This is a genomic window from Micromonospora sp. NPDC047557 (assembly GCF_043205095.1).
Classification (GTDB): Bacteria; Actinomycetota; Actinomycetes; order Mycobacteriales; family Micromonosporaceae; genus Micromonospora.
In genome coordinates this window covers 247,247-267,200 of record NZ_JBIDDK010000008.1, presented here as the reverse complement: position 1 = coordinate 267,200, position 19,954 = coordinate 247,247, and the positions used below count along the sequence as shown (strand labels likewise).

The window sequence follows — 19,954 nt, the reverse complement described above, 5'->3', positions numbered from 1 at the left end:
ACGCCGATCGGGGGATGGAACGGGGGAACCGATCGTTGGTGATCGCCCGGGTCATGCGGTCGGCGCCGCCTTCAGCGGCTCCCACCAGGCCCGGTTGTCGCGGTACCACTGCACGGTCTGCGCGAGACCGTCGGTGAGGTCGATGCTCGGGGCGTACCCCAGCTCTTGGTTGATCTTGGTGATGTCCAGCGAGTAGCGGCGGTCGTGGCCCTTGCGGTCGGTGACCGGGACGACTCGGTCCCAGCCGGCGCCGCAGGCTTCCAGCAGCAGACCGGTCAGCTCCTTGTTGGTCAGCTCGGTGCCGCCGCCGATGTTGTAGACCTCGCCGGCGCGGCCCTTCTGCGCAACCAGCGCGATACCCCGGCAGTGGTCGTGCACGTGCAGCCAGTCGCGGACGTTGCCACCGTCCCCGTAGAGCGGAACGGTGCCGCCGTCGAGCAGGTTGGAGACGAACAGCGGGATGACCTTCTCGGGGAACTGGTACGGCCCGTAGTTGTTGGAGCAGCGGGTGACCACCACGTCCATGCCGTGGGTGCGGTGGTAGGCCAGGGCGAGCAGGTCGGAGCCTGCCTTCGAGGCCGAGTACGGCGAGTTCGGCGCGAGGGGCCAGGTCTCCGTCCAGGAGCCCTCGTCGATCGACCCGTACACCTCGTCGGTCGACACGTGCACGAAGCGGCCGGTGCCGTGGCGCAGCGCCGCGTCCAGCAGCGTCTGGGTGCCGAGCACGTTGGTGGTGACGAACGGCGCGGCTCCGGCGATCGAGCGGTCGACGTGCGATTCCGCCGCGAAGTGCACGATCACGTCGTGCCCGGCGACGACCTCGTCGACCACACCGGGGTCGCAGATGTCGCCCTGCACGAAGCGCAGCCGCGGGTCGTCGCGCACCGGGTCGAGGTTCGCCAGGTTGCCCGAGTAGGTGAGCTTGTCGAGCACGGTCACGCCGGCGGGGTCGACCGCGGGCACGCCCGAGGCGGTGCCGCCAGGCACGCCCAGCAGCATGCGGACGTACTCTGAACCGATAAATCCGGCACCGCCGGTGACGAGGATCCTCACGGGTCCAGGAGTGTACGCGAAGCGGTGGGCCGGCTGTCGGCGGCGACCACCGACATGCCGACGGGCTGGGAGCGGCTAAGCTCCCCCGGTGCGCGGAATCCTACTCGCCGGCGGCACCGGTTCCCGGCTCTGGCCGATCACCCGGGCAGTGTCCAAGCAGCTGATGCCGGTCTTCGACAAGCCGATGATCTACTACCCCCTCTCCACCCTGGTGATGTCCGGGGTGCGGGAGATCCTGGTGATCACCACACCGGAGGACCAGGACCAGTTCCGCCGTCTGCTCGGCGACGGCAGCCAGTTCGGGCTGCGGCTGGAGTACGTCACGCAGGCCCGCCCGGAGGGCATCGCCCAGGCGTTCGTGCTGGGCGCGGACTTCATCGGTGACGAGTCGGTGGCGCTGATCCTCGGCGACAACATCTTCCACGGCGTCGGTCTGGGTCGGCAGCTCGCCGCCCACGGCGACCTGGTCGGCGGCCGGGTGTTCGCGTACCCGGTGGCCAACCCGCAGGAGTACGGGGTGGTGGACTTCGACGCCGAGGGGCGGGTGCTCTCGATCGAGGAGAAGCCGGCCCGGCCGAAGTCCCGCTACGCGGTGCCCGGCCTGTACTTCTACGACAACCGGGTGGTCGACATCGCCGCCAAGCTCACCCCGAGCGCTCGCGGCGAGCTGGAGATCACGGCGGTCAACGAGACGTACCGGGAGACCGGCGAGCTGTCCGTCACCCTGCTGGACCGGGGCACGGCCTGGCTGGACACCGGCACGTTCGCCTCGATGATGCAGGCCGGCGAGTTCGTCCGGGTGATCGAGGAGCGGCAGGGCCTGAAGATCGGCTGTGTCGAGGAGGTGGCCTGGCGGGCCGGCCTCATCGACGACGACCAGCTGCGCGCGCTCGCTGAGCCGTTGGTCAAGAGCGGCTACGGCGACTACCTGTTCGGGCTGCTGGCCGAGAAGAACGAAGCGCGGGTGGGCCCATGAAGATCCGGGAGCTGGGCATCGAGGGCGCCTGGGAGATCACCCCCCAGCAGCACGGCGACCCGCGCGGCATGTTCATGGAGTGGTACCGCTTCGACCACCTCGCCGAGGCGGTGGGGCACCCGCTGCGGCTGGCCCAGGCCAACCTGTCGGTCTCGGCGCGCGGCGTGGTGCGCGGCGTCCACTTCGCCGACGTGCCGCCCGGGCAGGCCAAGTACGTGACGTGTGTGCGCGGCGCGGTTCTGGACGTGATCGTGGACCTGCGGGTGGGCTCGCCGACCTTCGGCCGGTGGGAGGGCGTCCGGCTGGACGACACCGACCGGCGGGCGGTCTACCTCAGCGAAGGGCTGGGGCACGGCTTCTGCGCGCTGACCGACGACGCGACGTTGAGCTACCTCTGCTCGGCCACGTACAACCCGACCGGCGAGCACGCGGTGCACCCGCTGGACGAGGAGCTGGGCATCGAGTGGCCCGCCGAGGTCCCGCTGCTGTCCGCGCGCGACGACGCCGCGCCGACCCTGGCGCAGGCCCGCGAGCGCGGCCTGCTGCCGGAGTACGACGCCTGCCGGCGGTTCGTGGCGAGTCTCGGGCCGGACGGAATGTCGCACTCAGCCGGTATGTGACCACCCCCGAGGCACGACCTGTGGTGTGACAGTGACGAACCGGGCCTCCGGGCGGCTAATGTCTCATCATGGAGCGGCGAATCTTCGGCCTCGAGACCGAGTACGGCGTCACCTGCACCTATCGCGGGCAGCGGCGGCTGTCCCCGGACGAGGTCGCGCGGTATCTGTTCCGTCGCGTCGTGTCCTGGGGTCGGTCGAGCAACGTGTTCCTGCGCAACGGGGCCCGTCTCTACCTGGACGTCGGGTCGCACCCGGAGTACGCGACACCGGAGTGCGACTCGGTGACCGACCTGGTGGCCCACGACCGGGCCGGCGAGCGGATCCTGGAGGGGCTGCTCGTCGACGCGGAGAAGCGGCTGCACGACGAGGGCATCGCAGGTGAGATCTACCTGTTCAAGAACAACACCGACTCGGCCGGCAACTCGTACGGCTGCCACGAGAACTACCTGGTCTCGCGGCACGGCGAGTTCGGCCGGCTCGCTGACGTGCTCATCCCGTTCCTGGTCACCCGGCAGTTGATCTGTGGGGCCGGCAAGGTCCTGCAGACTCCGCGTGGCGCGGTCTACTGCCTGTCCCAGCGAGCCGAGCACATCTGGGAGGGCGTCTCCTCGGCGACGACCCGCAGCCGACCGATCATCAACACCCGCGACGAGCCGCACGCCGACGCCGAGCGCTACCGGCGCCTGCACGTGATCGTCGGCGACTCGAACATGAACGAGGTCACCACGCTGCTCAAGGTCGGCACCGCCGACATCGTGCTGCGGATGATCGAGGCCGGGGTCGTCATGCGGGACCTGTCGCTGGAGAACCCGATCCGGGCGATCCGCGAGGTGTCGCACGACATCACCGGCCGGCGCAAGGTGCGCCTCGCCTCCGGCAAGGAGGTCAGCGCGCTGGACATCCAGCAGGAGTACCTGGCCAAGGCCACCGAGTTCGTCGAGCGCCGCGGTGGCGACCAGGCCGCCAAGCGGGTCGTCGAGCTGTGGGGCCGGGTGCTCAACGCGGTGGAGAGCGGTGACCTGGAGCCGGTCTCGCGCGAGATCGACTGGGTCAGCAAGCTGCGGCTGATCGAGCGCTACCAGCGCAAGCACGACCTGCCGCTGTCGCACCCCCGGGTGGCGCAGATGGACCTGGCGTACCACGACGTGCGCCGTGGGCGGGGCCTCTACGGGCTGCTGGAGCGTCGCGGCGAAGTGGACCGGGTGACCACCGACCCGGAGATCTTCGAGGCCAAGGAGACCCCGCCGCAGACCACGCGGGCGCGGCTGCGCGGCGAGTTCATCCGCCACGCCCAGGAGAAGCGGCGCGACTTCACCGTCGACTGGGTGCACCTGAAGCTCAACGACCAGGCGCAGCGCACCGTGCTCTGCAAGGACCCGTTCCGGGCGTACGACGAGCGGGTGGAGCGGTTGATCGCCAGCATGTGACGGGTGTGCCGGCCCCGGCGGTGGTGTGCCGCCGACGGGGCCGGCCGGCCCGGTAGGCTGGGCGCGCCATGACGACTTCTGAGCCACCCGACCGTTCCGAGCGCTCCGGGCGCGGCACCGAGCGGCAGAACTGGGTCGAACGCCGGCGGGAGAAGATCCGCGCCGAGATCGACCGGAACCGGCGCGGTGAGTACACCGTGCCGACGTGGGTGCTGGCCCTGGCGCTGGTGCTCATCGTGGGCGGCTGGCTCGCCCTGATCTTCCTCGCCTGATCCCGCCCCGCGCTGTCGCGCGAGCGGTGTCCGTTGCTGACCCACCGGCGCTGTCGCGCTCGTTCGTCGCGAGCGGTGTTCGTCGGTGACCCGCCGGGGCCAGAGGTTGGCCCGCCCGGGTCGCGTCGACGGGTATCCGCCGACGTCGCCGTCGCGGGCGGTCCGCCCGCCTCCCGCGCCGACGACACCGGGAAGCGACGACGCGGGAGGCGATCATGGACGACGACCGGACGGTGCCGCAGCCGGAACGCGGTGGGGGAGGCTGGCAGGACCCCGGGCCGCGCGACGTGGTCCGGGACCGGCAGAACCCCGATCTGCTGACCCCGCCGAGCACGGACGCGGGGACACTGCCCAACCTGCGGTTCTCGTTCTCCGACGCGCACACCCGCGTGCAGGGCGGCGGTTGGACCCGCGAGGTGACCGTACGGGAGCTGCCGATCGCCACCGAGCTCAGCGGCGTGGACATGGCGCTGGAACCGGGCGGGTACCGGGAGCTGCACTGGCACAAGCAGTCCGAGTGGGCGTACGTGTCGCGCGGCAGTGCCCGGATCAGCGCCGTCGACCAGGAGGGCCGCAACTTCCTCGACGACGTACGCGCCGGTGACCTGTGGTTCTTTCCGCAGGGGGTGCCGCACCACATCCAGGCGCTCGACGAGGGCGTGGAGTTCCTGCTCGTCTTCGACGACGGCGCGTTCACCGAGAACAGCACGTTCCTGATCAGCGACTTCTTCGCGCACACCCCGAAGGACGTGCTGGCCAAGAACTTCGGGTGGCGACCCGAGCAGCTCGACTCGATCCCGGAGCGGGAGAAGTACATCTTCGCGGGGCAGGTGCCGCCGCCGCTGGACCGCGACAAAGTGGTCAGCCCGAGCGGGGACGTACCCCGCAGCCTGAGCCACCGGCTGCTCGCGCAGCAGCCGCAGCGGTTCGCGGGCGGCCAGGTCCGCATCGCCGACGTCACCCAGTTCCCGGCGGCCACCACGATCTGCGCCGCGCTGGTCGAGGTCGATCCGGGCGGGATGCGCGAGCTGCACTGGCACCCGACCGACGACGAGTGGCAGTACTACCTCTCCGGCCACGGCCGGATGGGCGTGTTCGCCAGCCAGGGCGTGGCGGGCACCTTCGACATGCGCTCGGGTGACGTCGGGTACGTGCCGTTCGCCTACGGCCACTACATCGAGAACCTCGGCACCGAGCCGCTGGTCTTCCTGGAGATGTTCCGCAAGCCCCGGTTCGAGTCCGTCTCGCTGACCCAGTGGATGGCGAACACCCCGGCCCAGGTCAGCGCGGACACCCTCAACCTTCCCCGAGAGCTGATCGAAGCCCTGCCGAAAGACCAACGCCCGGTGATCCGCTGACCCACCCCGGTCCCACCCCTGCCCCACCCCGGTTGATCATGAAGTTATTGCCCGCCTGGCCGGCGTGTCAGGGCAATAACTTCATGATCAACGCGACAAATGGGGTGGGGGTTAGGGGAGGAGGGTGGTGGCGTGGCGGCCGGCTGCGGCGGCGGACACGAAGTAGGTGTGGTCGGCGTCGAGGTTGCGGCCCATCGTGGACAGGGGGACGGCGCTGGCGCGCAGCGCGGCGTCCAGGCCGGCGGTGGGCACTCGGACGATCCGGTGTCGGGCCGTCAGCGGCGCCAGCGCCGCGTCGACCTCGGCCGCGAGGGCCGGGTCCAGGTCGTCGGGCACCACCAGCTCCGCCGGGGCGAGGGCCACCCGGCCGTACGCGGTGAGGCTGTGGTGCGACACACCCCGGTGTCGGGGGCGGGGGTCGGCGTCGGAGATGCGCAGTGAGCCGACCGGCCGACCGCCGAGCGTGGCGATCGCGTTGACTGCCTCGCCGACGGCGACGCCGGAGAAACCCCACCGGGTGCCGGTGCCCAGGTTGCCGGGACCCTGGGCCACGATGGCCACGTCCGCGTCCAGCACGTGGCGGGCGGCGAGCAGGCCGCCGTGCAGGGTGGTGGCCTCCAGGTCGCCGCCGAACGCCTGCCCGACGGTGATCGTCCCGGCCAGCTCGTCGCGCAGCCCGGCGAGCGTGCGGGAGAACCAGGCCGGCAGCGCCCCGCCGTCGGTGAGCAGGTACGCCACCCGGGCGTGCGGGGCCTCGGCCCGGATGCCGGCCAGAATCGCCGGCAGCGCCGAGTGCAGGTCGGCGGTGACCACCGGCATCCCACCCAGGTCGTCGGCGTCGGCCAGCAGGGCGCGGTGCGGGCTGGCCTCCTCGTCGACGCCGAGCAGGATCGGCTGCAACGGGGTGTAGCGGGCCTTGACCAGGTGCCCGGCGTCGCGGGTGTCACCGGCGTCCGGCGGGTCCGGCGGCAGCCGGTCCGGCAGGGCCACCACGAGGGCGTATCCGCCGGTGCCCAAGCCCATCAGCAGCGCGCCGGCGTTGAGCAGCACCCGGTCGCCCGGCTCGGGCGTGCCGACCAGCTCGGGATAGGCCAGCGCCCGCATGCGCGTGCCGTCGGGCAGGTCGACGTCGACTTCCACCGCCCCGGTCCACTGCCGCCGCAGCGCCGCCACCGTCCCCGTCCGCCATCGCACCATGACGGGCACGCTAGCGGCGGGGACCAGCCGGCCCGCGCCCGGGTCGGCCCGCCCCTCAGGTGGGGTCGGGCTCGCCGCCGGCGTCCGCGCTCGGCCTGGCCTGGGTGTCGCGCGCCCGCCCGGCGGCTCCGGGCAGCGAGCGGGTCGGGTCGAGGAAGACGTAGCGGATCTCCGGGTATCGGCCGGTGAGCCGCCGCTCGGCCTCGTCGGCGGTGGCCTCGATGGCCGCGCCGGTGGCCTCGTCACGGAAGTCGACCTTCGCGGCGACGAGAATGTCGTCCGGGCCGAGCAGCATCGTCAGCAGGGTGTCGATGCGCTCGATCTCGGGCAGCCCGGCCAGGTCGCGTTCGATCTCGCGGCGCAGCCGCTCCGGGACGGCCCGGCCGACCAGCAGCGACAGGTTGTTACTGGCCAGGATCCCGGCGACGGCCAGCAGCAGCAACCCGATCAGGATCGACGCGATGCCGTCCCACACCTCGTCGCCGGTGGCCTGGGACAGGCCGACGCCGAGCGCGGCCAGCAGCAGGCCGATCAGGGCCGCGCTGTCCTCCAGGAAGACCGCCTTGACGGTGGTGTCGGCGGTCAGGCGCAGGAACCGGCGGGGTGTGGTGTCCCAGCGCTGGGACTCGCGGCGGACCTGCCGCACGGCCCGGGCCAGCGAGATCGACTCGATGACGAACGACACCGCGAGGACGATGTACGAGATCAGATAGTCGCCGCTGTGCTCGTGCACGAGGATCGTGGTGACACCGTGGGTGACGGCGAAGCCGGCGCCGGCCACGAAGGTGAACATGGCGGCGAAGAACGCCCAGACGTAGCTCTCCTTGCCGTACCCGAAGGGGTGTCGTTGGTCGGCGGGGCGGGCCCCGCGGCGCAGCGCCTGGAACAGCAGCACCTCGGTGGTCGTGTCGGCGACCGAGTGCGCCGCCTCGGAGAGCATCGCGGCCGACCCGGAGATCAGCCCGGCGACCAGCTTGGCGATGGCGATGGCGAGGTTGGCGGCGCCCGCGACGACCACGGTGCCGACGCTCTCGCTCTCGGTCTTCATCTCGCCCTGCGACATGAGGGCAACACTATGGCCGCGGGCGGCGACGCGCCGGGGGAGGGGCCCGATCCGAACAAGTGTGCGGCACGCCCGCGTGGGTGCACGCCTGCGCCGCGTCGGCTGCTAGCGTCTACCCGTGTCGCGGACCCGCACCGAACGCCTGGTCAACCTGGTGATCTGCCTCCTGTCCACGCGACGGTTCCTGACCGCCGCGCAGATCGCCGCGACCGTGCCCGGCTACGAGCACGACCCCGACGACGCGCGCGACCACGAAGCGTTCCAGCGCAAGTTCGAGCGGGACAAGGCCGAGCTGCGCGAGCTGGGGGTTCCGCTGGAGACCGGCACGGCCAGCGTCTTCGACGCCGAGCCCGGCTACCGCATCGCCCACCGCGAGTACGCGCTGCCCGACATCCCCCTGGAGCCCGACGAGGCCGCCGCGGTCGGCATCGCCGCCCGCCTGTGGCAGCACGCCGGGCTGGCCGCCGCTGCGTCGTCCGGGCTGGCCAAGCTGCGTGCCGCCGGGGTGGACGTCGACCCGCAGGCCACCCTCGGCCTGGAGCCGATGGTCACCGTCGATCCCGCGTTCGCGCCGCTGACCGCCGCCGCGCGGGACCGCCGCGAGGTCGGGTTCGACTACCGGGTGCCCGACCGGGACGCGCCCAGCCGCCGCCGGCTGCAGCCGTGGGGCGTGGTCTGCTGGCGTGGGCGGTGGTACGTGGTCGGCCACGACCTGGACCGCGCGGCGACCCGCTGCTTCCGCCTGTCCCGGGTGGTCGGCGCGGTCCGCGTGAACGGCGCACCCGGCGCGTACGAGCCGCCGGCCGGCGTCGACCTGATCAGCCACGTGGCCCGTTGGTCCGGGCCGGTGGAGCGCACCGGCCGGGCCACCGTGCTGGCGGCGCCGGGGCGGGCCGCCGGCCTGCGTCGCTGGGCGGTGGAGGTGACCGCCGGGCCGGACGGCGACCAGCTGGTCCTGCCGTACGCCGACCCGGACGGGCTGGCCGGCCAGCTCGTCGGGTACGGCCCGGACGTGCGGGTGCTCGACCCGCCGGAGGTCCGCGAGGCGGTCATCCAGCGACTCAAGGAGATCGCCGTCCGGCACGACGAGCTGACCGTCTCCGGGGGTGCCCGGTGACCCGCCCGGCCGCCCGCGGCGGTTCCCGCGCCTCGGCCGACCGGCTGGCGCGGCTGCTCAACCTGGTTCCCTACCTGCTGGCCCGGCCCGGCATCGAGATCGCCGAGGCGGCCGGTGACCTGGGCGTGACCGAACGGCAGCTCCGGGAGGACCTGGAGCTGCTGTGGGTGTGCGGGCTGCCCGGTTACGGTCCCGGTGACCTGATCGACATGGCGTTCGACGGCGACCGGGTGACCATCACCTACGACGCCGGCATCGACCGGCCGCTGCGGCTCACCCCGGACGAGGCCCTGGCACTCGTGGTGGCGCTGCGGATGCTCGCCGAGACCCCCGGCGTGGCCAACCGGGAGGCCATCGAGCGGGCCCTCGCGAAGATCGAGGACGCCGCCGGTGACCTGGTGGGCGCACCGGTCGCGGTCCGGCTGCCCGGGGACACCCGGCAGGTCGAGGCACTGCGCTCGGCCGTGGAGGGCGGAAAGGCGCTGCGGATCACCTACTACACGGCGGCCCGGGACGAGACCACCGAGCGCGTCGTCGACCCGCTGCGGATGCTGATGGTCGGCGGCCGGGCGTACGTGGAGGCGTGGTGTCGGCGCGCGGAGGCGGTCCGGCTGTTCCGGGCCGACCGGATCGACGCGATCACCGAGCTGGACGAGCCGGCCACCGTTCCGCCGCAGGCTGTCCCGCACGACCTCACCGAGGGTGTCTTCCGGCCGTCGCCCGACCTGCCGCTGATCACACTGCGGATCGGGCGGGGCGAGCGGTGGATCACCGAGTACTACCCGTGCGAGCGGGTCGAGGCCGGCGACGGCGACCAGTGGCTCGTCTCGCTGCGGGTGACCGACCTGGGGTGGGCGCGGCGGTTCGTGCTGGGCCTCGGCCCGGACGTCACCGTGGTCGCCCCGGTCGAGCTGGCCGAACAGGTCCGGGCGACCGCCGCCGCCGCGCTCGACGCGTACGCCGTGCCGGCCGCCGCTCCCCGGCCTGGGGCGGCCGCCGATTCCGTGCCGACCGGCGTGCCGTCGGGCGATCCGGCGGTGGCCGCCCGCACCCAGTAGGCTGACCGGCGTGCTGATCTGGATCGTGCTCGCGGTGGTGCTGCTCCCGCTCGTGGCGCTCGCGCTGGCCGTCCGTCCGGTGCTGAGCCGGCTGCCCCAGCTGCGCCGCGCCGCGGTGGCGTTGCAGCGGCGGGCCACCGAGGCGGAGGCGCTCCGGGAGACCGCCGAGGCGTTGCAGCAGCGCGCCGAGGGTGTCCAGCGCCAGCTCGACACCGCCCAGCAGCGACTCGCCGTGATCAAGGCCAAGCGCGGCTGACCGACCTCTGTCGGCCGCCGCCGTCTCCAGGCCAAGTGGCGATGGTTGACTGATCATCGCGGTTGGTCAAGACTTCACCGGCCGGGCCCTGATCATCATCCCCGGCCTGTGGCATTCGGTCCATCCGCACGTACGATGGGCTGCGTATCACCCCCCGGACACAGAGCGACTGGAGCTTCTCATGGGTGCCCTCAAGCCGTGGCACATCGCAGTTCTCGTGGTTGTGCTGATCCTGCTCTTCGGTGCGAAGCGGCTTCCCGACGCGGCCCGCTCGCTGGGTCGCTCGCTGCGGATCATCAAGGCCGAGACCAAGAGCCTGCAGGACGACGACCGCGACCTGGCCGAGAAGGCCGACGCGCAGGCCGGCTACCAGCCGCTGCCGCCGCACGCCGGCCAGCAGGCGCCGTACGCCGGGCAGCCGCAGCAGGCGCCGTACCAGCAGGCGCCGGCGCAGCAGCCGGTCGTCGACCCGGTGCACCGCGTCCGCGACAACTGACCGAAGGGCCCCACCACCGTGGCCTTCGCCCTGCGTAAGCGCGGCCCGAGCACCTTCGAACGGGCCGCCGACGGCTCGATGACGCTCATCGAGCACGTCCGTGAGCTGCGCAACCGTCTGTTCCGCGCCTCGCTGGCGATCCTGATCGGTTTCGGTGTCGGCATCTGGCTGGCGACGCCGGTGCGGGTGCTGCTGTCGAAGCCGTACTGCGACCTGCCGCAGTCGATGGATCCGTTGACCGGCAAGTGCAAGTTCGTCCAGCTCGGTGTTGCGGACGTCTTCCTGCTGAACCTGAAGATCGGCCTCTGGGTGGGCCTGATCATCGCGGCGCCGATCTGGCTCTACCAGCTGTGGGCGTTCATCGCGCCCGGCCTGCACCGGAACGAGCGGCGCTACGCGTACATCTTCACCGCTCTCGCCGCGCCGCTGTTCGCGGCCGGCGCGGTGCTGGCCTTCTTCGTCACCACGAAGGGCCTCGAGTTCCTGCTCAACGTGTCGGGCGACGACATCGCGACGAACCTTGAGGTCACCCGGTACATCTCGTTCGTCACCAACCTGATCCTGCTGTTCGGTGTGGCGTTCGAGTTCCCGCTGATCGTGCTGATGCTCAACTTCGTCGGCCTGGCGAGCGCGAAGCGGCTGCTCAGCTGGTGGCGGGTGGCGATCTTCGTGTTCTTCGCGTTCTCCGCAGTGGTCACCCCCACCCCGGACCCGTTCGGGATGACCGCCCTGGCGATCTGCCTCTCCGCGCTCTACTTCGCGGCGGTCGGGGTGGCGTTCATCAACGACCGTCGGCGTGGGCGGGGCAAGGAGGTCTACGCCGGTCTCGACGACGACGAGGTCTCGCCGCTGGAGTTCGACACGGACCCGGTCGTGGCCGGGCAGCGGGTCGACGCGACCGCGCCGATCGGCGCGCCCGAACCGATCGCGAAGCCGGCGCCCATCGAACGCCGCTACGACGACATGACCTGACGGCCCCGCGCCGCCGGAGGTCCACCGACGCCGTCCCCGCCTGCCGGGGGCGGCGTCGTCGCGTCAGCGGCCCCCTCAGACGCTCACCCCACGCGCCGGTGGCGAGACTGATCGTGACGTCGGCCGCCCCTGGTGAACGGCGGGTGTCCGACCGGTACGGTGCTGCCCGTGACCGCAGACGATCACCTGCCCGGCCCGCCCACCGATGGGCCGGTCAAGCGCACCCCGCCCGCCCGCGACTCGGTCGACCGCGCCCGGGACGAGGGTGGCCCGGTGGCCGTGCTCGCCAACCCGACGGCCGGCCGGGGGCGGCACCGGGCGCTGCTGCCCCGACTGCTGGACGGGCTGGCCGCCGCCGGCCGCCCGGTCCGGTTGCTGTCGGCGTCCAGTCCGGACGAGGCGGAGGCGGCGTGTCGTACCGCGGTCGCCGACGGCGTCGGCGCGCTGGTCGCGATCGGCGGGGACGGCACCGTGCACCGGGCCATGCAGGCCGTCGCCGGCACCGACGTGCCGTTCGGGCCGGTACCGGCCGGCACCGGCAACGACTTCGCCCTCGACACCGGCTTTCCGGCCGATCCGGTCGCCGCCGTGGCGGTGATCGCCGAGGCGCTGCGCGCCGGCCGTACCGGCGTCGTCGACCTGGCCCGGATGACCGGCGCCGACGGGGCCGAGCGATGGTACGGCGCGGTCCTCGCGGCGGGCTTCGACGCGATCGTCAACGAGCGCGCCAACCGGATGCGCTGGCCGCGCGGCCCCCGCCGGTACGACCTGGCGATCGTGGTCGAGCTGGCCCGGCTCCGGCCCCGCCGCTACACGCTGCGCCTGGACGGAGTGCCGCACGAGCTGGACGCGGTGCTGGTGGCGGTCGGCAACTGCCCGACGTACGGCGGCGGGATGCGGATCTGCCCCGACGCCGATCCGACCGACGGGCTGCTCGACGTGGTGGTGGCCGGCCGGGTCGACCGGCGGACCCTGATCCGGGTCAAACCGCGCATCTACCAGGGCACCCACGTGAGCCACCCGCTGGTGAGCAGCTACCGGGCCCGCACCGTGGAGCTGGCCGCCGACGACATCGTCACGTACGCCGACGGGGAACGATCGCTGCGCCTGCCGGTGACGATCACTGCCGTGCCGGGGGCGCTGCGGCTGCTGCTCTGACCCGTACCGCGCCGATGCTGGCGGCGATGACCAGCACGATGGCGGCGCACTCCAGCAGCGTCAGCGCCTGCCGCAGCACCAGCCAACCGGCGAGGGTGGCGATGGCCGGGCCGAGACTCATCAGCACCGCGAAGGTGGCGGTGGGCATCCGGCGCAGGGCCAGCAGCTCCAGGGTGTACGGGAGCCCGGAGGCGAGCACCGCGAGGGCGGTGCCCAGCGCCAGAACCTGCGGGTCGAGCAGGACTGCGCCGCCGTCGACGATGCCCAGCGGCAGGGTGACCAGCGCGGCGAGGGTCAGCGCGAGGGCCAGCCCGTCCGCGCCCGGGAACCGGCCGCCGACCCGCGCGCTGAGCACGATGTACGCGGCCCACATCGCGCCCGCGCCGAACGCGAAGGCCACCCCCGCCGGGTTGAGCCGGTCGAAGCCGCCCTGCCCGAGCAGCGCCACCCCGGCCAGCGCGAGCCCCGCCCAGCACCAGCTCGCGAGCCGACGGGCGGTGAACACCGACAGCGCCAGTGGGCCGAGCACCTCCAGGGTCACCGTCGGGCCGAGCGGGATCCGCTCGATGGCCTGGTAGAACAGCGAGTTCATGCCGGCCAGGGCCAGCCCGAACGCGCCGGCCGCGAGCCAGGCCGAGCGGTCGTACCCGCGCAGCCGGGGCCGGCACACGACGAGCAGCAGCACCGCCGAGATCGTCAGCCGCAGGGTGACCGCCCCGGCCACCCCGGTACGCGGAAAGAGCAGCGCGGCCAGGGCGGAGCCGAACTGCACCGACAGCGCCCCGCCGAGCACCAGCCCCACGGCGAGGACGCCGCCGCGGCGCTGTGGGGGCGCGTCGGCCGGGCGCGGCGCGGGCAGCAGGGTCTCCGTCACGAGCACGACGCTAGGCGGTCAGCCCGCAGGGCTCTCCGGCGGTGTCGACCGTCGGGAAGAACGCGAGCCGCGTCGCCCGGCTGGTGGCGAGCGGGTCGCGCTTCGGGGATACGAGAGCGTCGATGGCCAGCTATCCTGCTCGGACCGGTATTGATCCACAGTTGGGAGCTGGCATGCGCCTCGCCATGGTCACGGTCTCCGCTTCGCCGCGAGGGCACGCCCGGCACTGATCGGTCGCCGCCGGAGATCACCTTCGGGGGTCTGGTGCTCCTCGCCGCGGAGCGGTCCCACGACGACCGTTTCCTTCCCTGGCTCGAGGAGCTCTTGTGCGTGCCCCTGTATCCGCGCGTCTCGGCGCGGACTTCACCAAACTGTGGACCGCCGCGGCGGTCTCCAACGTCGGCGACGGTGTCACCATGGCTGCCGGCCCGCTGCTGGTCGCCTCCGTCAGCGACAACCCGGCCCTCATCGCCGGCGCCGTCTTCGCGCAGCAACTGCCCTGGCTGCTGTTCGCCCTGGTCAGCGGTGCCTACGTCGATCGGCTCGACCGGCGCCGTCTGGTCGTGGTCGTCAACCTCGCCCGCGCCGCGGCCCTGGCGGCGTTGTCGACGACCATCGCGACCGGAACCGTCTCGGTGGCCGTCATCTACGCGGTGCTCTTCCTTCTGGGTACGGGCGAAACCCTCGCGGACACCGCGCTGGGTGCCCTGCTCCCGGCGGTGGTCGCCCCGGAGGAACTGCCGCGCGCCAACGCTCGGCTCTACGCGAGCTTCACCATCGGTAACCAGTTCGTCGCGAAGCCGCTGGGCGCGTGGTTGTTCGTCGTCGCGGCGGCGGTGCCGTTCGGGGTCGACGCGCTCACGTTCGCGACGTCCGCAGCGCTGATCGCGGGCATCCGGCGCGTCCCCGTCGTTGGCGATCCGCCTCGGCGGGCCTCGCTGCGTGTCGAGGTCACCGCCGGCGTGCGGTGGTTGTGGCGGCACCGACTGCTGCGGACCCTCGCCGTGAGCATGGGACTGGGCAACATCGCGTTCGGTGCCGCGTTCGCCGTGTTCGTGCTCTACTGCCGGGAGCGCCTGGGTGTCTCCGCCGTCGGCTACGGCTCTCTGTTGTCCGCGTTCGCGGTTGGCGGCCTGGTCGGCACCGCAGTCGCCACGATGCTCACGCGCGCGCTCGGCAGCGCCACCGTGTTGCGTGCCGGCCTGGTGATCGAGGTCGTGACGCACGTGTGCCTCGCGACCACGACGACACCCTGGGTCGCCGCCGTCGTGCTGGTCGTGTTCAGCATCCATGCCATGGTGTGGGGCATCACCGTCACCTCGGTCCGGCAACGGGTCGTGCCTGCGCGCCTGCGCGGCCGGGTCGGCAGCGTGTACGCATTGCTGGATCTCGGCGGCGCGGCGCTGGGCTCGCTCCTCGGCGGCCTGTTCGCCAGCGCCTGGCAGATCACCACACCGTTCTGGATCGCCGCCGTCGCGATGGCGGCGATCGCCGCCATCGCCTGGCGGCCCCTGCGGGAGGCGGTCGCCTGAGCGGCCGGCCCCGAACGACGGCGAGGCTCCGCCGTTCGGGGCCGGCGCCCCGGCGTGGCCCTCCAACGCCGCCAGCACCCGAGCGCCGGACACGGCCGTAGGTGTTCGCCAACCCGGTGCTACCGGCGTACGGTCTCGGGTATGACCAGCGCGATGCGGAAGCTGTCCATCTCCGTCCCACCCGACGTGGCGGAGCGTCTGGAGCACGAGTCCAACGCCAGCGCGTACATCACCCAGGCCGTCCGGGACCGGATGCGTCTGGACGCCCTGGACGCGGAGCTGGCCCACCAGGGCATCCAGATCACCGAGCAGGGTGTGGCCGAGGCGCGCGCCCGTCGTGCCGCCGTTGAGGCCGACTGGTCGCCGGAGCGCCGGAATGCGCTGCGTGAGCGGGCACGCCAACACCTGCTGGACGCCGCCGACCAGCCGGCCGCGTGAGCGCCGCGGACGACCGGCCGGTTCGGCTCGTGCTGGATCGCTCGGCGCTGCTGGCTTATCTGGCGGGGTCGGTGCACGTCGGGGAGCCGCTGCACGAGGTCATCCAGGACCGCAACAGGTTCGGTGTCACCGCCGTGACCGCGGCGGAGGCCCTGGCGATCGTCAGCGACCCGAAGGAACGGGCGACCCTGCACCGGCTGCTGACCCTGGACGCCTGTGCGGTGCTCTCCACCGAGGGGCGCTCCTGGCACGAGCTCAGCTACTGGCGGACGGTGACGGGTCGGGCCGATCTCGCCACCACGGTGCTGGCCGTTCTCGACCATGACGCCTCGATCCTGACCGGGGAGGACCGGTACGGCGACGGCGAGCTGCCGGTCATCCACATCCCGACCTGACGGGTTCCGCGGGCGCGGCTGGGTTCAGGTCGGCAGGGCCAGGTCCAGGACCGCGCCGAGGCCGTTCTCCCGGCCCGGCTCGGCGGCCGGGAGCACCAGCACCGCGCAGCCGGCGGCGACGGCGCCCGCGTCCGCCGGGGTGTCGCCGACCATCAGCGTCTGCTCAGGGTCGACGCCGAGCATCCCGCACGCCCGCCAGAAGATCGCCGGGTCGGGCTTGCAGCGCCCCACCTCGTACGACAGCACGAACGCGTCGACGAGGTCGGTCAACCCCCAGGCCTCGAAGTGCGGTCGCAGGTCGAAGCCGATGTTGCTGACCACCGCCACCCGCACACCGGCATCGCGCAGCGCGGCCAGCGTGGGAGCGGTGTCCGGGTACGGCAGCCAGCCCTCGGCGACGAGCAGCCGCTCGTAGAGCGCGTCGGCGAAACCCTCGATGCCCGCGTCCACGGTTTCGGCCAGCCCCGTGTACGCACCCCGGTGGGCGTGCGCGTAGAGGTCCCGGTCGGCCCACAGCTCGGCCAGCCGGGGCGGCACCCGGGCCGGCAGAGGGCCGCCCGCGCGGCCGGCGGTGAGCAGCCGGTCGGCCAGCGAGGTGGCGCGAACCCGGTCCAGGGTGACCCCGCACGCGGCGGCGGCTTCGATGACCCACTGCCGGGGCTCCTCCACCTGGGCCAGGGTGCCGTGGAAGTCGAAGAGCACCGCCTTGACGGGCCGTCGGGACGCCCGAGGGGCACTGGCGTCCGCGACGCTGCCCGGCGGACTGGTCTGGGGCGGTTCGGCATGGTCCGGCACGCCGTGCACCCTACCGACCGCCGCCGACGGCCCCTGCGCACGGCCTTGTCGGGTGTCGTGTCCCGGCACGCACTAATCTTGGAGCCATGTCGAGCCCCGCCGAGCGGTACGCAGCGGCGCGCCGCCGGGCCGCGCAGACCGCGCAGTTCCCGGCACTGGACGAGTTCGCCCTGGACCTGGGGTTCGATCTCGACGACTTCCAGCGCGAGGCGTGTCAGTCGTTGGAGCGGGGCAGCGGCGTGCTGGTCTGTGCCCCCACCGGCGCGGGTAAGACCGTGGTCGGCGAGTTCGCCGTACACCTGGCGCTGCGCGGGCGGCCCGACGACCCGGCGGCGGCCGACGACGGCGCGACGCCACCGACCCGGCGCAAGTGCTTCTACACCACGCCGATCAAGGCGTTGTCCAACCAGAAGTACCACGATCTGGTCGCCCGGTACGGCGCCGAGCAGGTCGGCCTGCTCACCGGCGACAACGCGATCAACGGCGACGCGCCCGTGGTGGTGATGACCACCGAGGTGCTGCGCAACATGCTCTACGCGGGGTCCAGCACCCTGCAGGGGCTGGCGTACGTGGTGATGGACGAGGTGCACTACCTCGCCGACCGGTTCCGCGGCGGCGTGTGGGAAGAGGTGATCATCCACCTGCCCGCCTCGGTCACCCTGGTCTCGCTGTCGGCGACCGTGTCCAACGCCGAGGAGTTCGCCGACTGGCTGGTCACCGTGCGCGGCGAGACCGCCGTGGTGGTCAGCGAGCACCGGCCGGTGCCGCTGTGGCAGCACATGCTGGTCGGCAAGCGGATGTTCGACCTGTTCCACGACGCCGACGCCGCCCGCAAGCACGACGTGCACCCGGAGCTGCTGCGCTACACCCGCGACACCGTGCGCCGCCTGGAGCTGGGGGAGGGGCGCAGCGCCGGGCCGGGCGCCGGTCGGCGCGGCCCCCGCTGGCGTGGGCCGATGCGCCCGGACATCGTCGACCGGCTGGACCGCGAAGGGCTGCTGCCGGCGATCCTGTTCATCTTCAGCCGGGCCGGCTGCGCCGCCGCCGTGCAGCAGTGCCTGGCCGCCGGGCTGCGGCTCACCTCGCCCGAGGAGCGGGCCGAGATCCGCCGGGTGGTCGAGTCCCGGGTCACCGCCATCCCCGGCGAGGACCTGACGGTGCTGGGCTACTGGGAGTGGCTCGACGGGTTGGAGCGCGGCCTCGCGGCCCACCACGCCGGCATGCTGCCGGTGTTCAAGGAGATCGTCGAGGAGCTGTTCGTCCGGGGTCTGGTCAAGGCGGTCTTCGCCACCGAGACCCTGGCGTTGGGCATCAACATGCCGGCCCGCTGCGTGGTGCTGGAACGGCTGGTCAAGTACAACGGCGAGGCGCACGTCGACCTGACCCCGGGGGAGTACACCCAGCTCACCGGCCGCGCCGGTCGGCGTGGCATCGACGTCGAGGGGCACGCCGTCGTGGTGTGGTCCCCGGAGACCGACCCACGGCACGTGGCCGGGCTCGCCTCCACCCGCACCTATCCGCTGCGCTCCAGCTTCCGGCCCTCGTACAACATGGCGGTGAACCTGGTCGGCACGGTCGGCGCGGAGCCCGCCCGGGCGCTGCTGGAGTCCTCGTTCGCCCAGTTCCAGGCCGACCGGTCGGTGGTCGGCCTGGCCCGGCAGGTGCAGCGCAACACCGAGACCATCGAGGCGTACGGCGCGGAGGCCGCCTGCCACCACGGCGACTTCGACGAGTACTTCGCGCTGCGGGTGGCGATCGCCGACCGGGAGAAGGCCATCGCCCGGCAGGGGCAGACCCAGCGCAAGGCCGCCGCTGTGGCGTCGCTGGAGCGCCTGCGGGTCGGCGACGTGATCCGCGTGCCGTCGGGCCGGCGGGCCGGCCTGGCCGTCGTGCTGGACCCGGCGACCGGCGGTTTCGGCGAGCCTCGTCCGCTGGTGCTCACCCAGGACCGCTGGGCGGGGCGGGTCAGCCCCGGCGACTTCACCACCCCGGCCGAGGTGCTGGCCCGCATCCGGGTGCCCAAGCACTTCAACCACCGCTCGCCGGGTGCCCGGCGGGACCTGGCCGCCGAGGTCAGCGGCACCGGCCTGGACCGGCACGGCGGTCGCCGCGGTGGCCGCTCCCGGCAGGCGCCCGGCGAGGACCACCGGCTCAGCCAACTCCGCACCGAGCTGCGTAACCATCCCTGCCACGCCTGCCCGGAGCGCGAGGAGCACGCCCGCTGGGCGGAGCGGCGCCGTCGGCTGGAGCGGGACACCGAGGAGCTGCGCGAGCGGGTGTCCGGGCGCACCGGGTCCCTCGCGCGGACCTTCGACCGGATCGTGGCGCTGCTGACCGACCGTGGTTACCTCGCCCGCGACGGCGCGGTCACCGACGCCGGTCGGATGCTCGGCCGGATCTGGACGGAAGCGGATCTGCTGGTTGCCGAGTGTCTGCGCCGTCGGGTGTGGGACGGGCTCTCCCCGGCCGAGCTGGCCGCCGCGGTGTCCGTGGTGGTCTTCGAGGCGCGTCGCGACGTCGACGAGCGGGCGTCGCTGCCGCGCGGCCCGGTGGCCGACGCCGTCGACGAGACGCTGAAGCTGTGGGGTGAGATCGAAGCCGACGAGGCGGCGCGCGGTCTGGCCGCGACCCGGGAGCCGGACCTCGGCTTCGCCTGGCCGGTCTACCGGTGGGCGCGGGGCGAGGCGCTGGCCAAGGTGCTCGGCAGCGGGCACGAGATCGACGGGGAGATGCCCGCCGGTGACTTCGTCCGGTGGGCCCGGCAGGTGGTCGACCTGCTCGGTCAACTTGCCGACTCCGGCGGTGCCTCGCCGGAGCTGCGCTCCACCGCCCGGCAGGCGATAGCGGCCATCAACCGGGGCGTGCTGGCGTACCACACCTCCACCTGATCATCACTT

Annotated in this window: 20 protein-coding genes; 15 read left to right on the top strand and 5 right to left on the bottom strand. The window is 72.9% G+C overall.

The window, feature by feature from the left end; all coding sequences use genetic code 11:
• Positions 1–51: 51 nt before the first annotated feature.
• Entirely contained in the window at positions 52–1,053 is a 1,002-nt protein-coding gene (gene rfbB, locus ACGGAQ_RS20685) for a dTDP-glucose 4,6-dehydratase (protein WP_393051566.1), read from the bottom strand.
• Positions 1,054–1,141: 88 nt separating this feature from the next.
• Here rfbB and rfbA point away from each other — a divergent pair, with 88 nt between their 5' ends.
• From rfbA to ACGGAQ_RS20660, 5 genes are all read left to right on the top strand, one after another.
• Positions 1,142–2,029: a glucose-1-phosphate thymidylyltransferase RfbA gene (gene rfbA / locus ACGGAQ_RS20680; protein ID WP_393051564.1), complete on the top strand. Its 888-nt coding sequence runs from the start codon at positions 1,142–1,144 to the stop codon at positions 2,027–2,029.
• The gene (gene rfbC / locus ACGGAQ_RS20675; RefSeq protein WP_393051562.1) at positions 2,026–2,649 is read left to right on the top strand and encodes a dTDP-4-dehydrorhamnose 3,5-epimerase; all 624 of its coding nucleotides are present in this window, start codon (positions 2,026–2,028) and stop codon (positions 2,647–2,649) included. The genes rfbA and rfbC overlap by 4 nt, the downstream gene beginning before the upstream one ends.
• Positions 2,650–2,717: 68 nt before the next feature.
• Positions 2,718–4,076, top strand: coding sequence for a Pup--protein ligase (pafA, locus tag ACGGAQ_RS20670; RefSeq protein ID WP_393051561.1), 1,359 nt, complete (start codon positions 2,718–2,720; stop codon positions 4,074–4,076).
• A gap of 68 nt (positions 4,077–4,144) precedes the next feature.
• Entirely contained in the window at positions 4,145–4,348 is a 204-nt protein-coding gene (locus ACGGAQ_RS20665) for a hypothetical protein (protein WP_393051559.1), read from the top strand.
• 215 nt (positions 4,349–4,563) lie between these two features.
• Positions 4,564–5,706 (top strand): oxalate decarboxylase family bicupin, encoded by a 1,143-nt coding sequence (locus ACGGAQ_RS20660; RefSeq protein WP_393051557.1) that lies wholly within the window; start codon positions 4,564–4,566, stop codon positions 5,704–5,706.
• A gap of 111 nt (positions 5,707–5,817) precedes the next feature.
• Here ACGGAQ_RS20660 and ACGGAQ_RS20655 read toward each other — a convergent pair whose 3' ends face one another.
• Together ACGGAQ_RS20655 and ACGGAQ_RS20650 are read right to left on the bottom strand one after the other, a co-directional pair.
• A complete protein-coding gene (locus tag ACGGAQ_RS20655) occupies positions 5,818–6,903 on the bottom strand; it encodes a DUF3866 family protein (protein WP_393051556.1) in 1,086 nt (361 codons plus the stop codon).
• 55 nt (positions 6,904–6,958) lie between these two features.
• Positions 6,959–7,966 carry a cation diffusion facilitator family transporter gene (locus ACGGAQ_RS20650; protein WP_393051555.1) on the bottom strand — a complete coding sequence of 336 codons (1,008 nt, stop codon included), beginning with the start codon at positions 7,964–7,966 and terminating at the stop codon, positions 6,959–6,961.
• A 118-nt stretch (positions 7,967–8,084) separates the two neighbouring features.
• Between ACGGAQ_RS20650 and ACGGAQ_RS20645 the strand changes: the two genes are divergently transcribed.
• From ACGGAQ_RS20645 to ACGGAQ_RS20620, 6 genes are all read left to right on the top strand, one after another.
• Positions 8,085–9,083, top strand: a complete 999-nt coding sequence (locus ACGGAQ_RS20645; RefSeq protein WP_393051553.1) for a helix-turn-helix transcriptional regulator — start codon at positions 8,085–8,087, stop codon at positions 9,081–9,083.
• Positions 9,080–10,141: a helix-turn-helix transcriptional regulator gene (locus ACGGAQ_RS20640; RefSeq protein WP_393051552.1), complete on the top strand. Its 1,062-nt coding sequence runs from the start codon at positions 9,080–9,082 to the stop codon at positions 10,139–10,141. Before ACGGAQ_RS20645 ends, ACGGAQ_RS20640 begins: the two co-directional genes overlap by 4 nt.
• A 10-nt stretch (positions 10,142–10,151) precedes the next feature.
• Positions 10,152–10,397 carry a hypothetical protein gene (locus tag ACGGAQ_RS20635; RefSeq protein WP_354862726.1) on the top strand — a complete coding sequence of 82 codons (246 nt, stop codon included), beginning with the start codon at positions 10,152–10,154 and terminating at the stop codon, positions 10,395–10,397.
• A gap of 181 nt (positions 10,398–10,578) precedes the next feature.
• Positions 10,579–10,893: a Sec-independent protein translocase subunit TatA gene (tatA, locus tag ACGGAQ_RS20630; protein WP_007459946.1), complete on the top strand. Its 315-nt coding sequence runs from the start codon at positions 10,579–10,581 to the stop codon at positions 10,891–10,893.
• 18 nt (positions 10,894–10,911) lie between these two features.
• On the top strand, positions 10,912–11,865 hold the full coding sequence (gene tatC / locus ACGGAQ_RS20625) for a twin-arginine translocase subunit TatC (protein ID WP_393051549.1): 954 nt from the start codon (positions 10,912–10,914) through the stop codon (positions 11,863–11,865).
• Positions 11,866–12,138: 273 nt separating this feature from the next.
• Entirely contained in the window at positions 12,139–13,023 is an 885-nt protein-coding gene (locus tag ACGGAQ_RS20620; protein WP_393051621.1) for a diacylglycerol kinase family protein, read from the top strand.
• Here ACGGAQ_RS20620 and ACGGAQ_RS20615 read toward each other — a convergent pair.
• Positions 12,986–13,903: a DMT family transporter gene (locus ACGGAQ_RS20615; protein WP_393051547.1), complete on the bottom strand. Its 918-nt coding sequence runs from the start codon at positions 13,901–13,903 to the stop codon at positions 12,986–12,988. The two genes, ACGGAQ_RS20620 and ACGGAQ_RS20615, sit on opposite strands and share 38 nt — an antisense overlap.
• 320 nt (positions 13,904–14,223) lie before the next feature.
• Between ACGGAQ_RS20615 and ACGGAQ_RS20610 the strand changes: the two genes are divergently transcribed.
• The 3 genes from ACGGAQ_RS20610 (at position 14,224) to ACGGAQ_RS20600 (ending at position 16,262) form a co-directional block, all read left to right on the top strand.
• Positions 14,224–15,429, top strand: a complete 1,206-nt coding sequence (locus ACGGAQ_RS20610) for an MFS transporter (RefSeq protein ID WP_393051545.1) — start codon at positions 14,224–14,226, stop codon at positions 15,427–15,429.
• A 141-nt stretch (positions 15,430–15,570) separates the two neighbouring features.
• Complete coding sequence (locus ACGGAQ_RS20605; RefSeq protein WP_393051543.1) at positions 15,571–15,867, top strand: hypothetical protein; 297 nt, start codon at positions 15,571–15,573, stop codon at positions 15,865–15,867.
• A complete protein-coding gene (locus ACGGAQ_RS20600) occupies positions 15,864–16,262 on the top strand; it encodes a hypothetical protein (protein WP_354861939.1) in 399 nt (132 codons plus the stop codon). Before ACGGAQ_RS20605 ends, ACGGAQ_RS20600 begins: the two co-directional genes overlap by 4 nt.
• A gap of 24 nt (positions 16,263–16,286) precedes the next feature.
• Here the strand turns inward: ACGGAQ_RS20600 and ACGGAQ_RS20595 are convergent, their stop codons facing one another.
• Positions 16,287–17,057: an HAD family hydrolase gene (locus tag ACGGAQ_RS20595; RefSeq protein ID WP_393051541.1), complete on the bottom strand. Its 771-nt coding sequence runs from the start codon at positions 17,055–17,057 to the stop codon at positions 16,287–16,289.
• Between the two features lie 86 nt (positions 17,058–17,143).
• On the opposite strand from ACGGAQ_RS20595, the gene ACGGAQ_RS20590 reads away from it, so the two are divergent.
• Positions 17,144–19,945, top strand: coding sequence for a DEAD/DEAH box helicase (locus ACGGAQ_RS20590; RefSeq protein ID WP_393051539.1), 2,802 nt, complete (start codon positions 17,144–17,146; stop codon positions 19,943–19,945).
• Positions 19,946–19,954 lie beyond the last annotated feature (9 nt).